This is a genomic window from Amycolatopsis kentuckyensis, from assembly GCF_002155975.1.
Classification (GTDB): domain Bacteria; phylum Actinomycetota; class Actinomycetes; order Mycobacteriales; family Pseudonocardiaceae; genus Amycolatopsis; species Amycolatopsis kentuckyensis.
The window spans coordinates 1-12705 of the sequence record NZ_MUMI01000290.1 but is presented as its reverse complement, the minus strand read 5'-3'; the positions used below and the strand labels follow the sequence as shown (position 1 = coordinate 12705).

Below are 12705 nucleotides of genomic sequence, written 5' to 3'. Positions count from 1 at the left end.
GGACTCGGCGAGGCACTTTCGCGTGAAAGTGCCTCGCCGAGTCCGGACGACGAAGACACCGAACCGCGGCTGATGCCGGTCGCGCCGCCCGCTGCCGTCCAGCCCGCCTACGAGTGGCCGACCTCCGCCGAACTGGAGCAGGAGGACGGTGCCGAAGACACCTGGCCGTTCCTGCAGCCGCTGGATTCCGCGGCCAGCCCGGGAGCGGTGCCGGAACAGCGGCCGATACTCTCTCTTTCCCCGGAAGCGGTGCGCGAGCGGATGACGAGCCTTCAAGGCGGCTTCCGGCGAGGGCGTCATGCGAGGGGGGACGACACCCGGAACCAGTGAAACGGATTGAGGCATGAGCTCGAAGACGCCCCTGCTGGAAGTGATCGCGCTGGACGCGGCGGACGCCGAAGGCGCGCAGGCGGGCGGGGCCGACCGCCTCGAACTGGTTGCGGACATGGCGCAGGACGGCCTGTCGCCGTCGGTCGAAACGCTGCGTGACGTGCTCTCGGCGACTGACCTCCCGGTGCGGGTCATGTTGCGGGACAACGGTTCCTTCGCCGTCGGCGACCTGGAAGGGCTGCGCGCGGACACCGCCCGGCTGATCGAGGCGGGCGCGCGGGAGTTCGTCTTCGGTTTCCTCACCGTCGACAGCGAGATCGACCTCGACGCCTGCGAGGCTTTGATCAAGGAGGTCGACGGCCTGCCGTGGACGTTCCACCGCGCCATCGACCGCACGCGCGATCCGGTGCGCGCGTACGACCAGCTGGCTTCGCTCGGCTGTGACACGGTGCTCGCCGCCGGTCACCCGAACGGCGTGGCCAGCGGCCTTTCGGTGCTGCAGCGGCTTGCGCAGCGCGACGGCGGGCCGGAGCTGCTCGTCGGCGGCGGCCTGCGCGCCCAGCAGGTCCACCTCCTGCGCGCGGGCGGCGTGCGCGGATTCCACGTCGGCAGCGCGGTGCGGCCGGGCGGCTGGCAAGCGCCGGTGGACGCCGGAACCGTGCGGACCTGGGTGGACCTCGTCAAATCCTGAGCGAGTACGCAAATCTCACGGAGAATCGGCGGAGTAAATCGGTTTCCGCCGATGTTTTCGCGCGCCGACGGCAATCGTGAACCGGCAGGTGAAATTGCATCGGCCGCGTGCAGTGTCGCGCGCCGAGATGCTCGTGCGGCTGCACGAGCAGTTCCAGCTTTGACCTGGTTGGTGGCTGATTTTCCGCCGACTGGCTGGCTACGGTGGTCCCGCATTTCGCGATCCGGCCGATCTTCAGGAATCGATCTGCACTGCGGGAGGCGGCGCCGTGTGCGCGCGTATTCAGTTCGAGAACTCGTTGCGAGGACAGCAGGAAACCAGGATGCTGACGATCAGGTGGATTTCCGCCACCTGGGGAAGGCGGATTGTCCGCGGTTCCCGTTCGGGAGCGGTCGCGGCAAGCAGGAAGGCCGAATCGTGACCGGCGCGATACCGCGTCAACGCGGAACCGAAACCTCCGAAGACGATTTTGCGAAACTGGGGCTCGGCGGCTCCCTCGCCCTGACCGGGCTGCTGGCCGTCGTCAAGATCGCGGAAACCGCCACGGGTGTGGTGCTGACCGCCACCGGGGTACTGCCCGGTGCCAGTCCCTCGAAGGAGCGGGCTCCGGCCTGGCCCGGAGGGGAATGAGCAGGGCTGCCCGATCGGCAGCCCTCGACGGACGGAGGGCTGCCATGACCGGCGGTGACGGACGGGACGACTTCAGCGGTGTGCGGGTGGGTCTCGCCGACGTGCAGCGGCTCGAAGACACCGTGGCGCGGCTTCGGGCCCAGGACTACCGCTGCGGCGGGGGTGCCTGCGACGAAGCCGTCGCGGCGGAGCTGCCCGGCGCCGTCGGGCTGCTGGGCGGCACCGTGCGCGGCAAGGTCCGGCCCCGGCTCTGCACCGCCGTCGCCGACCTGTACAACCTCGCCGGCTGGACGCGGTTCGACGACGACCGCCCGGAGGCCGCGCTGGAAGCGTTCGCGCAGGCGCTGGACCTGGCCGTCGAAGCGGGCAACCACGACCTCCAGGCCAACATCCGGTACCGCGCCGGGCGGCTGCTGCTGCACTACGACGCGGTGGACCCGGCACTGGCGGAGTTCGCGCGGGGCCGCGAGGCGGCGCTGCTCGCGCGCTCACGGCTGGCCCAGGCGATCCTGTCGGCCAATCAAGCGTGGGCGCACGCCAAGAAAGCCGACGTCGCCGCCGCGCTCGCGTGCCTGCACCGGGCGCGCGCGGAGTTCGCCGACGCCGCCGGGGCGGAACCGTCGCCGTGGGCGGCCTTCTTCGGGCCGACCGACCTGGCGGCGATGATCGGCACGGTGCACGGGGAGCTGGCCCAGGTGGTCGACGTCCGGCACGGCCGCGACGGCATCCCCGCGCTCGTCGGCGCGATCGCCGGCTACGGCCCGGAGATGGCCCGCAGCCGGTCCCTGACGCTGACCTGGCTGGCCACCGTGCACGCGCTGGACGGCGATCTCGACGTCGCCGCCGAAGTCGGGCGGGAGGCGATCGAGCTGGCCGGCGTGTTGCGGTCACCGCGGACCCGGCAGCGGTTGCGGACGCTCTCGGCCGCGGCCCGGCGCCACCGGCGCGACGCGCGGGCGCGGGCGATCATCGAACGCATCGAAATGGCCGGGCATTCCGGACAATAATCTGTTTGCCATGGGAAGGTAAACCTGCCGGAAAATGAAAATGGGATCCGCCGAAGCCCAGACAAAAGTAGGTTCCTCGGCGTGATCACGGCTTCTTATGCTTCTCGGCAACCTGCGGCGAGCATTCCGCGCAGGCCCGGTCCCCACCGCCGAGAGGAAATTCCCCATGCGCTTGCGCAAGCTCGTCGCGGCCGCTGTGCCGCTGCCTGCGTTGCTCGGCCTCGCCGTGGCCGTCCCGGCCGCCGCGGCGTCGGAACCGCTGGTCACGCTGGCCGACAACGCCGCGCCGCTGATCAACAGCGCCCGCACCGGCGACGTCGCGGCCGACCGGCCGATCACCGCCGCGCTCTCGCTGAAACTGCACAACCAGCAGGCGCTCGAAAAGTTCCTCGCCGACGTTCAGAATCCCGCTTCGCCGCAATACCACCGGTTCCTGACCCCGGCGCAGTTCAATGCCAGGTTCGGCCCGACCCAGGCCGACGTCGACAAGGCCGTCTCATTTCTCGGGAAATCCGGGCTGAGCGGGATCGAGGTTTCCGGCAACCGGCAGGCCATCACGTTCACCGGCTCGGCGGCGCAGCTCGAGTCGGCCTTCCGCACCCGGATCGGGACCTACCACGACCAGGCTTCCGGGCGCGACTTCTTCGCCAACGACGCCGTCCCGGCCGTGCCGGCGAGCGTCTCGGACGTCGTGGGCGGCGTCGTCGGCCTCGACGACCACGCGGTGCGGACGCATTCGTCGAAGCCGCTGGCGCAGCCCAACGTCGTCAAGTCCGTCACCCCGCCGGTGCTCAAGACCGCTTACGGCGCCAGCGGCCTGTCGGCGACCGGCAGCGGCGTGAACGTCGGCTTCGTCGAGTTCGACGGCTACCAGAAGGCCAACATCACCAAGTACGACAGCACCTACGGCCTCTCCGCGGGCTCGGTGACCACGGTGCCGGTCAGCGGCGCGAACTACGACTCGTCGCCGGGCGACGGCCAGATCGAGGTCGAGCTCGACATCGAGGTCGTGCACGCGCTGGCCGCGGCGGCCAACGACTACGTCTACGAGGCGCCGAACTCGAGCGCCGGCGAACTGGCGATGTACCAGAAGATCGCCTCGGACGCGACGGTCGACGTCGTCTCGATCTCCTGGGGCGCCTGCGAAGCCGCCGAGGGCTCGAGCGCGGCGAAGAGCGTCAGCAGCGCGATCGCGACCGGCACCGCGGAAGGCATCTCGTACTTCGCGGCGGCCGGCGACGACGGTACGACCGACTGCTACCGCCAGACGGGTTCGACGGCCAAGGGCGTCGACTTCCCGGCGTCGAGCCCGAACGTGACGGGTGTCGGCGGGACGAAGCTGAGCGTGACGTCGTCCAACGGCTACAGCAGCGAAGTCACCTGGAACGACGGCAACAGCGGCGGCTCGACCGGCGGCGGGATCTCGACGGTGTTCACGGCGCCGTCGTGGCAGTCCTCGCAGAGCACGACGTACCGCAAGGTGCCGGACGTGTCCGCGGACGCCTCCCCGACCTCGGGGTACTACATCTACAGCGCGGGCAGCTGGGGAACGGTCGGCGGCACGTCGGGCGCGGCTCCGCTGTGGGCGGCCTTCGCGGCGCTGCAGAACCAGGTGCACGGCGGTGGTCTGGGCAACCTGAACCCGAAGTTCTACTCGATCGGCAACGGGTCTTCGTACGGCACCGGTTTCCACGACGTGACGACGGGCAACAACACCCTGCACGGCACGACCGGCTTCACCGCCGGGACGGGCTACGACCAGGTGACGGGCTGGGGTTCCTTCAAGGGCACCGGGCTGTCCGGCCTGATCGGCTGAGTGCGTGACGAGCGGCGCAGTGACGGCCCGGCCGCACTGCGCCGCTTGGGGGACTTTGCTTCGCAAGACTAAGCGTTAACCTGGGCGGCATGATCAAGCGCACGGTGCTGGACGCCACCCGCGAACTCCTCCGCGAACTGGGCCTCACCACGGTGTTCGGCAACCCCGGCACCACCGAGGTGCCGTTCCTTACCGACTGGCCGGACGACTTCGACTACGTCCTGGGCCTGCAGGAATCCGCCGTCGTGGCGATGGCCGACGCCTACGCGCAGGCCGCCCGCCGGGCCGTGCTGGTGAACCTGCACTCCGCGGGCGGGGTCGGGCACGGCCTCGGCAGCCTCTTCAACGCCTACCGCAACCGGACGCCGATGATCGTCGTCGCCGGGCAGCAGATCCGGTCGCTCCTCCCGCACGAGCCCTTCCTCGGGGCCCTGGAAGCGCCCGAGTTCCCGAAGCCGTACGTGAAGTGGTCGATCGAGCCCGCCTCCGCCGAAGACGTCCCGGCCGCGCTCGCGCGGGCCTACCACGTCGCCACGCAGGCGCCGTCCGGTCCGGTTTTCGTGTCCGTTCCCGCCGACGACTGGTCCGTCACCACCGAACGGCCGATCGTCTCGCGCCCCCGGATCCGCGGCTTCGCGCCCGATCCCGAAGCGGTCGACGAGCTCAACTCCGCTCTGGAAGCCGCCGAACGGCCGGCGATCGTCGTCGGGGGAGCCGTCGACCAGGACGGGGCCGTCGTCGAGACCGTCGCGCTCGCCGAGCGGCTCAACGCCGCCGTGTGGGTCGCGCCGATGTCCTACCGCTGCTCGTTCCCCGAAGACCACCCGCTGTTCCAAGGGTTCCTCGACCCCGAACGCGGGGCTGTCGCCGACGCGCTCGCGCCGTACGACCTCGTCGTCGTGCTCGGGGCGCCCGCCTTCACCTACCACGTCGACCGCGGGCGCGGGGAAGCTCAGCTGCCGCCGCTGTTCATCGTCAGCGACGACGAGCAGGTTCTCGCGCGCGCCTTCGAAGGCACCGGCATCCGCGCCACGCCGAAGCTGGGCATCCGCGCTCTGCTCAACGTCGTGGAGCGCAGCACGCGTCCCGCGCCGACCCCGCTGCGGCGTCCCGCGAAGCCGGCCGGTGACGCGCTGACCGGCGAACTCGTCTACTCGACGCTCGCGGAGCTGTTGCCGGACAACGCTCTGGTCGTCGAAGAGGCGCCCAGCCACCGCGGGATCCTGCACGATCACCTGCCGATCACGGCCACCGACACCGGTTTCCTGACGATGGCCAGCGGCACGCTCGGCTACGGCGTCCCCGGCGTGGTCGGCGCGGCGCTCGCCCGCCCGGACCGCAAGGTCGTCGGCGTGATCGGCGACGGTTCGAGCATGTACGGCATCCAGGCCCTCTGGACGGCGGCCCGCGAAGAACTGCCGGTGACGTTCGTGATCCTCGACAACTCCGAGTACGCGGCGGTCCGCATCCTGGGCGACGCCATCGGCGGCGCGAAGCTGCCGGGCACCGAACTGGGCGGCATCGGCTTCGCGGCACTGGCGGAGAGCATGGGCTGCCACGGCGTGACGATCACCGAGCCGGCGGAGCTGGTGCCCGGCCTCACCGCGGCGCTGGCCGACCCGCGCCCGACGCTGGTCCACGTCCGGGTGGCCGCGTCGTCGAAGTCGCTGTACTGAACCCAGCGGTGGTCCACAGTGGACATCCACTGTGGACCACCGCGGTCAGCTGCGGGTCTTGCTCTCCCGGACGTCCGAAGACTGCTCGGCCAGGTCCCACTCCGCGGCGTCGGACGCGGCCGTGGCGGCCTCCACCGGCGTGCCGCCGTGCAGCAGCCGGGCCACTTCGCCGCGCAGGGCCACGAATTCCGCCGACTCGCGCGTCGTGATCTGGTCCCGCGCGGCGGGCAGGCCCACCGGCAGGTCCGCCACGATCGACGCCGGCGACTTCGACAGCACCAGGACGCGGTCGGACAGGTACACGCTCTCGTCGATGTCGTGGGTGACGACCAGGACCGTGCTGCCCTGCTCGCGCTGCACGCGCCGGGTCAGGTCCTCGAGCTCGAAGCGCGTCTGGGCGTCGACCGAGGCGAACGGCTCGTCCATCAGCAGCAGGGCCGGGCGGCTGGCCAGCGCGCGGGCGATCGACACCCGCTGCTGCATGCCGCCGGACAGCTGCCACGGGTACTTGCCGCCGACACCGGACAGGCCGACCTGCTCGAGTGCCTCCGCCGCGCGCCGGCGGCGTTCGGCCTTCGAGATCGGCCGCCACCGCAGCGGGAACTCGACGTTCTTCTGCACCGACAGCCAGGGGAACAGCGAACGGCTGTAGTCCTGGAACACGACGGCCAGGTCGTCCGGCACCCCGGAGACGCGGTCGCCGTGCAGGCTGACCGTACCGCCGGTCGGCGGGGTCAGCCCGGCGATGCAGCGCAGCAGTGTCGACTTCCCGCAGCCCGACGGGCCGACGATGCTGGCCAGCTGTCCGGCTTCGACGGTGAACGAAAGGTTGTTCACCGCGGTGTGCGCCTTCGCGCCGGTGCCGTAGGTGTGGCTGAGGCCGGACACTTCGAGCATGGTGGACATGGGAGAGGCCTTTCGAAGTGTCAGCCGCGGCCGAGGCGGGCCGGCTGCCAGGCCAGCACCCGCCGTTCCGCGGCCAGGAAGATCGTGTTGAAGACGTAGCCGAGGATGCCCAGCAGCACCAGCCACGACCACATGGTCGGGAACTCGAAGTCCTGCTGGGCGTTCAGCAGCGACCGCCCGATGCCGTTGTACGCGCCGACGAGCTCGGAGACGACCATCAGCAGCAGCGAGATCGACAGGCTGACCCGCAGCCCGGCGAAGATCTTCGGAGCCGCCGACGGCAGCACGACCATGCCGAGCCAGTACGCCTTGGGCGTGCGGAACGACCGCGCCGTCTCCACCTTCACCTGGTCGACCGAGCGGACGCCGTCGACCGTGTTGAGCAGCACCGGCCACACCGCGCCGAAGACGATCGAGCCGACCTGCATGCCCGAGCTCAGCCCGAACAGCACCGCGAACACCGGGATCAGCGTGGGCGGCGGGATCGAGCGGAAGAACGCGAACAGCGGGCCGACGTAGTCCATCGCCGTCGCCGACCGGCCGAGCAGCACGCCGAGGACGATGCCGACGATGGCAGCCGACGCCCAGCCGCCGAGCGTCCGGGCGAGGCTGGGGAACACGTTGTCGAACACGGCGTCGGTGAGGAACAGGTGTGCCGCGGGCCCGGTGAACCACAGCTTGGCGGCGGTGCCCGCGATCTCCGACGGCGGGGGGAAGAACTTGCTGCCCGCGGCCCGGGCGGCGAACTCCCAGCCGACCACGAGGATCGCGAACAGCAGCCAGTTGCGCAGGACCGTGGCGGCACCGCGCGCGGCGCGCCGGCCCACCCGGCCCGACAGGGTTGCCGCCGTCACGCGATCGCCTCCCGGTCCACCGTGCTCCACCGGAACAGCCGCTTGCCGAGCTGTTCGAGCCCCTCGTTGATGAGGTAACCCAGCGTCCCGGCGACCACCGTACCGGCCAGGACCAGGTCGAACCGGATCGAACCGGTGCTGGCGACGATGATGAAGCTGCCGAGACCGAGCTGGGATCCGGCCAGGAACTCGACGCTGACGACGGCGATCAGCGAGATCGTCGCCGACAGCCGGACGCCGGTGAAGACGAACGGCGCCGTCTGCGGCAACGCGACCGACGTCAGCATGCGGAACCGGCTGGTCCCGCACGCGCGGGCGGTCTCCATCAGCACCGGATCGACCTCGCCCATGCCGTAGATCGTGTTGAACATGATCGGCCACAGCGAGGCGTAGACGGCGAGGGTGATCTTCGCCTCGGGGCCCGAGCCGATCACCAGCAGCACCAGGGGAACCAGCGCGGTGATCGGGATCGGCCGGAGGAACTCCACGATCGCGGCGGTGGCCGTGCGCAACGCCGGGACGCTGCCCAGCAGCAACCCCGCGGGTACGCCGATCGCGATCGCGACGACGATGGCGATCAGCCAGGCCAGCATGGTCGCGACGATGTCGCGGACGAACTCGGGGTCGCCCAGCAGGTCCACGACGGTGCCCAGCACGACGCTGGGCGGCGGGGTGAACGTCCTGTCGACCAGGCCGACCTGGACGACGACCTCCCAGAACAGGAGGAAGCCGACCAGGCCGGCCAGGCCGCGAAGCAGTTTCTTCACGTGAGCGTCAGCTGGTCGCCTGCGGGGCGATCATCGGCGCGGCGTCGACCTTGCTGGTGATGACGCCCATCTGCAGCAGCAGGTCGGGGACCCGCTGCAGGCGCCGGGCGTCCAGGACGGAGCCGTAGCCGGGCAGGGTGAGCAGCTTGGCCGTGTCCTCGTCGATCTTCGCGTACTTGACCAGCAGCGGTTCGACCTTCGAGCGGTCGTTGATCGCGTCGCTGGTGGCCTTCTTCATCGCCCGCTGGAAGGCCGCGAGGGTCTTCGGGTTGCCCTGCACCCACTTCGTCGTCGAGCCGTAGCCGGTCAGCGGGAAGTCCTGGCTGGCGCCGGTGTTGATGTCGATGACCGGCGTCGCGCCGACGGTCTTGGCCGCCTGCGTGAGCATCGGCTCCGGCATGTAGGCCGCGTCCACCTGGTTGTCCTTCAGCGCCGCCGCCATGTTCGGCAGCGCGACCAGGGTCCACTGGACCCCGCTGAAGTCGACGCCGTGGTCCTTCATGACGGACTTGGTGAGGATGTCGGACGCGGTGTTCTTGGCCGTGATCGCGATCCGGCGGCCCTTGAGGTCGTTGACCGTCTTCACCGGCGAGTTCGGCACCGTGACGATCGCGTTGCTCTTCGCGTTCACCGACGTGCCGTCGGCGACCAGCTGGACGTCCGCCGCGCCCTTGCTCTTGGCGACGAAGAACGGCGTGTACGTCGAGAGGGCGATGTCGACCTCCCCCGAGATCGCCTTCTGCATCGACTCCTGGCCGCTCTTGGCGACGACCTGCTCGACCTCGAGACCCTCGGACTTGAAGTAGCCGCCGTCCAGCGCGAGCCAGAAGGGACCGAGGTCCGTGGTCGGCATGATCGAGACCTTGATCTTCGACTTCTCCAGGCCGCCCCCGTTCGACGAGGCGTTCGAGCCGTCCGCGCCGAGCGCACTGCAGCCGGTGAGGGCTGTGGCTGCTGCGACGGTGAGGGCGAGCCCGAGCGCGGCGCGGCGAGTGCGAACCCGGCCACTGCTCATGGCGTTTCCAAGCAAGGCCTGCTCCTTGAAGAAAGTGACGGTTGGGGAACCGATTCCGATGGAAGTGCGTGACTCATTCTCGGAACCACCCGGGCCACTGTAGAGAACGTGACAGCTTGCTCACAATGGGTGGAATCACTACCTGACCGAGTGTCGCACGTCACTCTTTCGGCCTCTGGTCTAGACCCACTGCTCCACTCGCCGTAGCCGTTCACCCAGCGTAGGGTGAGGTTCCTGAATTGGCGACTGCTGCTGTGCGTCGACTGAGCGAACGCTGTGCAAGATTGAGCGGGTCCTGTCGGGAGGGTTACATCTTCCCTTGCCGTTCGCTACCCTCTGCACCTGCGGGGAGGTATCAACCTCCGATGTAGTGAGAGAGAGTGCCTGGATGGCCGATCAAGAAGTTCCACTTCGGTGTACCAGCACACACTGTGCTTTTCCTGAGAGAATCTTCCCCGCGAAGACCACTGCCTGGCCGGGCACAACCGCCGCGCCGGTGGGTTAGGCCGACCAACAGACCGATGCAGGACCAGCGCAGGGACCCGACCGTGATGCTCGAGCTGAACCGATTCCGTCCGGCTGGACGGGGTTCAGGAACCCCCAGTAGCGACACTGGAGACGATCTTTTCACCCGTACGGGTAGCGTCTTGCGCTGGGCTCCTTCCGATGGGCCGGAGCGCCGGAACGCCGGGAGCGTGCAGACGAGTGGCTGAGGAGAACGCGATGCGCCCTGGCGGGCGCTGGACCGACCAGGGTTTCCCGAGCACGAACGATGATGGTGGAGCGGCGGTGCCGAACGAAGACGCCGCGGGGGTGGGAGGGGCCCCCGCGCAGTCGCCCGGAGTGGATCCGGGCCGGAAGGCCGGGCTCTTCTCCGGCATGCGCGACTGGCGGCTGCGGTCCAAGCTGGCCGCGGTCCTGATCATCCCGACACTGACGGCGCTCGCACTGGGCGCGGTACGCGTGATCGACGACGCCCGCGAGGCGGCCGAGTTCCAGCGCACCGCCGACCAGGTCGCGTTCGCCGTCAAGGTCACCACAGTGGTGCACGAGCTGCAGAACGAGCGGTCGCTGGCGGTCGCCCGGATCTCCTCGCAGAACCAGCTGCTGCAGACCGGGCTCGACGCGCAGATCGCCAAGGTCGACCGCGAGGTCCAGGACCTGCGCGGCGCGGCGAACACCCTCGACTACGACGACCAGGCGACCAAGGACCGCTACACCCGCGGTCTCCAGCGCCTGGACGCCCTGCGTCCGCTGCGGGCGGCGTTCAACACCCAGAACAGCCTGCCCGACATCACCGTGCTGACCGCCTATTCGGGCATCGTCGACTCGCTCATCGAGCTCGGCCGCGAGGTCACCACCGCGGTCACCGACCGGGACGTGCTGCGCCTCGGCACGAGCACGCAGGCGATCAGCGAGGCCAAGGAGTTCACCACCCGCTCCGACGCCGAACTGCAGATCGCGGCGTTCCGCGGCAACTTCCCCGGTGACCTCCTGGACCAGACGCGTGCGTCGGCGTCCAGTGCGGACGCCTCCGTCGCGGCCTTCCTCGCGAACGCCGACGACGACCAGCGCCAGCTCTACAACGACACCTACTCCGGCCCGGAGGTCGACGACCGCCGCCGGATCCAGACCTCGGCGTTCTCCTTCGCCCAGCTGGGTGACCCACCGAACATCGACACCACCGCGCTCGGCAAGGACAGCACCGTGTCGGCCGACAAGCTGCACGCGGTCGAGTCGAACCTGCTGGCCCAGCTGAAGACCCGTGCCGACGACCTCGCCACCCAGGCGGTCAACTCGGCGTGGATCGGCGGTGCCGTGGTGCTCGCGGCCCTGGCGCTCGCCGTCGCGCTGATGCTCGTCGTCGCCCGGCTCATGCTGCGCCCGCTGCGGATCCTGCGGAAGAGCGCGCTGGACGTCGCCTACACCCGGCTGCCGGAAACCGTGCAGGCGATCCTCGACGACCCGGACCCGGTCGGCGCCTCCAAGAAGGCCGTCCAGCCGGTGCCCGTCACCTCCCGCGACGAGATCGGCGAGGTCGCGCGGTCGTTCGACATCGTCCACGAACAAGCCGTCAAGATGGCCGCCGAGCAGGCCCTCCTGCGCGAGAACGTCAACGGCATCTTCGTGAACCTGTCGCGCCGGTCGCAGCGGCTGGTGGAACGCCAGCTCGGCGTCATCGACCGGCTCGAGGCCGACGAGCAGGACCCGGACCACTTGGCCAGCCTGTTCGAGCTCGACCACCTCGCGACGCGGCTGCGGCGCAACGGTGAGTCCCTGCTGGTGCTCTCCGGCGCCGGCCTGGCCAAGTCGGTGCCCAAGCCGGTGCCCGCCGCCGACGTCATCGGCGCCGCGGTGTCCGAGATCGAGCAGTACGCCCGGATCGAAGTCGGCATCGTGCCCGACGTCGCGGTCCAGGGCCTGGCGATCCACGACCTCGTGCACGTCCTCGCCGAGCTGCTCGACAACGCGACCTACTTCTCCGAGCCGGAGACGAAGGTCATCGTCCGGGCCGTGGTGACCCGCCGCAAGGCGCTCGCCATCCAGGTCACCGACCACGGTGTCGGCATGAGCGAGGAGCGGCTGGCCGAGGTCAACGCGCGCCTGGCCGACCCGCCGGACCTGGACGTGTCGGTGACCCGGCGAATGGGTCTGTACGTGGTTTCGCGGCTGGCCAAGCGCCACGGCATCGAGGTCCGGCTGCGCGAGAACGAGGACATCGAAGGCGGCGTGATCGCCCGGGTCGTCGTCCCGGCCGAGCTGCTGACCCAGCTCCGCCCGGGCATGCAGCGGCAGACGCCGCCGCCGGCGAACCGCTCCGAGACGTCGATGTCGATGCCGAGCATCCCGATCCCGGCCGCGCGCTCGGACTTCGACCAGACGCAGTCGTTCGCGCAGACCCCACCGGCGCCTTCGGCACCCCCGCCGCCGCCGGTGCACGAACCCGTGGCGAACCAGGGCGGCCTGGTGCCGCTCGACCAGCCGATCAGCCTGGACGACCTGGTCAGCGGCG

9 protein-coding genes and 1 pseudogene are annotated in these 12705 nt (G+C 70.0%); 6 read left to right on the top strand and 4 right to left on the bottom strand.

What is annotated here, in order from left to right:
* The 5 genes and pseudogenes from CCN39_RS27015 to mdlC form a co-directional block, all read left to right on the top strand.
* Positions 1 to 330, top strand: a pseudogene (locus CCN39_RS27015) (nitrate- and nitrite sensing domain-containing protein); the annotation flags it as partial.
* 13 nt (positions 331 to 343) lie between these two features.
* Positions 344 to 1021: a copper homeostasis protein CutC gene (locus CCN39_RS27010; RefSeq protein ID WP_086846561.1), complete on the top strand. Its 678-nt coding sequence runs from the start codon at positions 344 to 346 to the stop codon at positions 1019 to 1021.
* Between the two features lie 365 nt (positions 1022 to 1386).
* Positions 1387 to 2658: an NsdA family TPR-like regulatory protein gene (locus tag CCN39_RS26995; RefSeq protein WP_491844427.1), complete on the top strand. Its 1272-nt coding sequence runs from the start codon at positions 1387 to 1389 to the stop codon at positions 2656 to 2658.
* 166 nt (positions 2659 to 2824) lie between these two features.
* The gene (locus CCN39_RS26990; RefSeq protein WP_086846559.1) at positions 2825 to 4474 is read left to right on the top strand and encodes a S53 family peptidase; all 1650 of its coding nucleotides are present in this window, start codon (positions 2825 to 2827) and stop codon (positions 4472 to 4474) included.
* A gap of 89 nt (positions 4475 to 4563) precedes the next feature.
* Positions 4564 to 6150 (top strand): benzoylformate decarboxylase, encoded by a 1587-nt coding sequence (gene mdlC, locus CCN39_RS26985; protein WP_086846557.1) that lies wholly within the window; start codon positions 4564 to 4566, stop codon positions 6148 to 6150.
* A 45-nt stretch (positions 6151 to 6195) separates the two neighbouring features.
* On the opposite strand, the gene CCN39_RS26980 is transcribed toward mdlC, so the two are convergent.
* From CCN39_RS26980 to CCN39_RS26965, 4 genes are read right to left on the bottom strand one after another with little or no spacing between them, the layout of a single operon-like run.
* Positions 6196 to 7056, bottom strand: a complete 861-nt coding sequence (locus CCN39_RS26980; protein WP_086846554.1) for an ABC transporter ATP-binding protein — start codon at positions 7054 to 7056, stop codon at positions 6196 to 6198.
* Positions 7057 to 7076: 20 nt separating this feature from the next.
* A complete protein-coding gene (locus CCN39_RS26975) occupies positions 7077 to 7910 on the bottom strand; it encodes an ABC transporter permease (protein WP_086846552.1) in 834 nt (277 codons plus the stop codon).
* Positions 7907 to 8677 (bottom strand): ABC transporter permease, encoded by a 771-nt coding sequence (locus tag CCN39_RS26970; protein ID WP_086846550.1) that lies wholly within the window; start codon positions 8675 to 8677, stop codon positions 7907 to 7909. Before CCN39_RS26970 ends, CCN39_RS26975 begins: the two co-directional genes overlap by 4 nt.
* 7 nt (positions 8678 to 8684) lie before the next feature.
* The gene (locus CCN39_RS26965; RefSeq protein WP_167455189.1) at positions 8685 to 9692 is read right to left on the bottom strand and encodes an ABC transporter substrate-binding protein; all 1008 of its coding nucleotides are present in this window, start codon (positions 9690 to 9692) and stop codon (positions 8685 to 8687) included.
* Between the two features lie 723 nt (positions 9693 to 10415).
* Here CCN39_RS26965 and CCN39_RS26960 point away from each other — a divergent pair.
* Positions 10416 to 12705, top strand: a 2290-nt coding sequence (locus CCN39_RS26960; protein WP_086846563.1) for a sensor histidine kinase, incomplete at its 3' end; no start/stop codon positions are given.

Bases quoted from the DNA above. Each gene is read 5' to 3' on its own strand.
- mdlC (WP_086846557.1), top strand. From the start codon at position 4,564: ATGATCAAGCGCACGGTGCTGGACGCCACCCGCGAACTCCTCCGCGAA.
- CCN39_RS26965 (WP_167455189.1), bottom strand. From the start codon at position 9,692: ATGAGCAGTGGCCGGGTTCGCACTCGCCGCGCCGCGCTCGGGCTCGCC.
- CCN39_RS27010 (WP_086846561.1), top strand. From the start codon at position 344: ATGAGCTCGAAGACGCCCCTGCTGGAAGTGATCGCGCTGGACGCGGCG.
- CCN39_RS26990 (WP_086846559.1), top strand. From the start codon at position 2,825: ATGCGCTTGCGCAAGCTCGTCGCGGCCGCTGTGCCGCTGCCTGCGTTG.
- CCN39_RS26980 (WP_086846554.1), bottom strand. From the start codon at position 7,056: ATGTCCACCATGCTCGAAGTGTCCGGCCTCAGCCACACCTACGGCACC.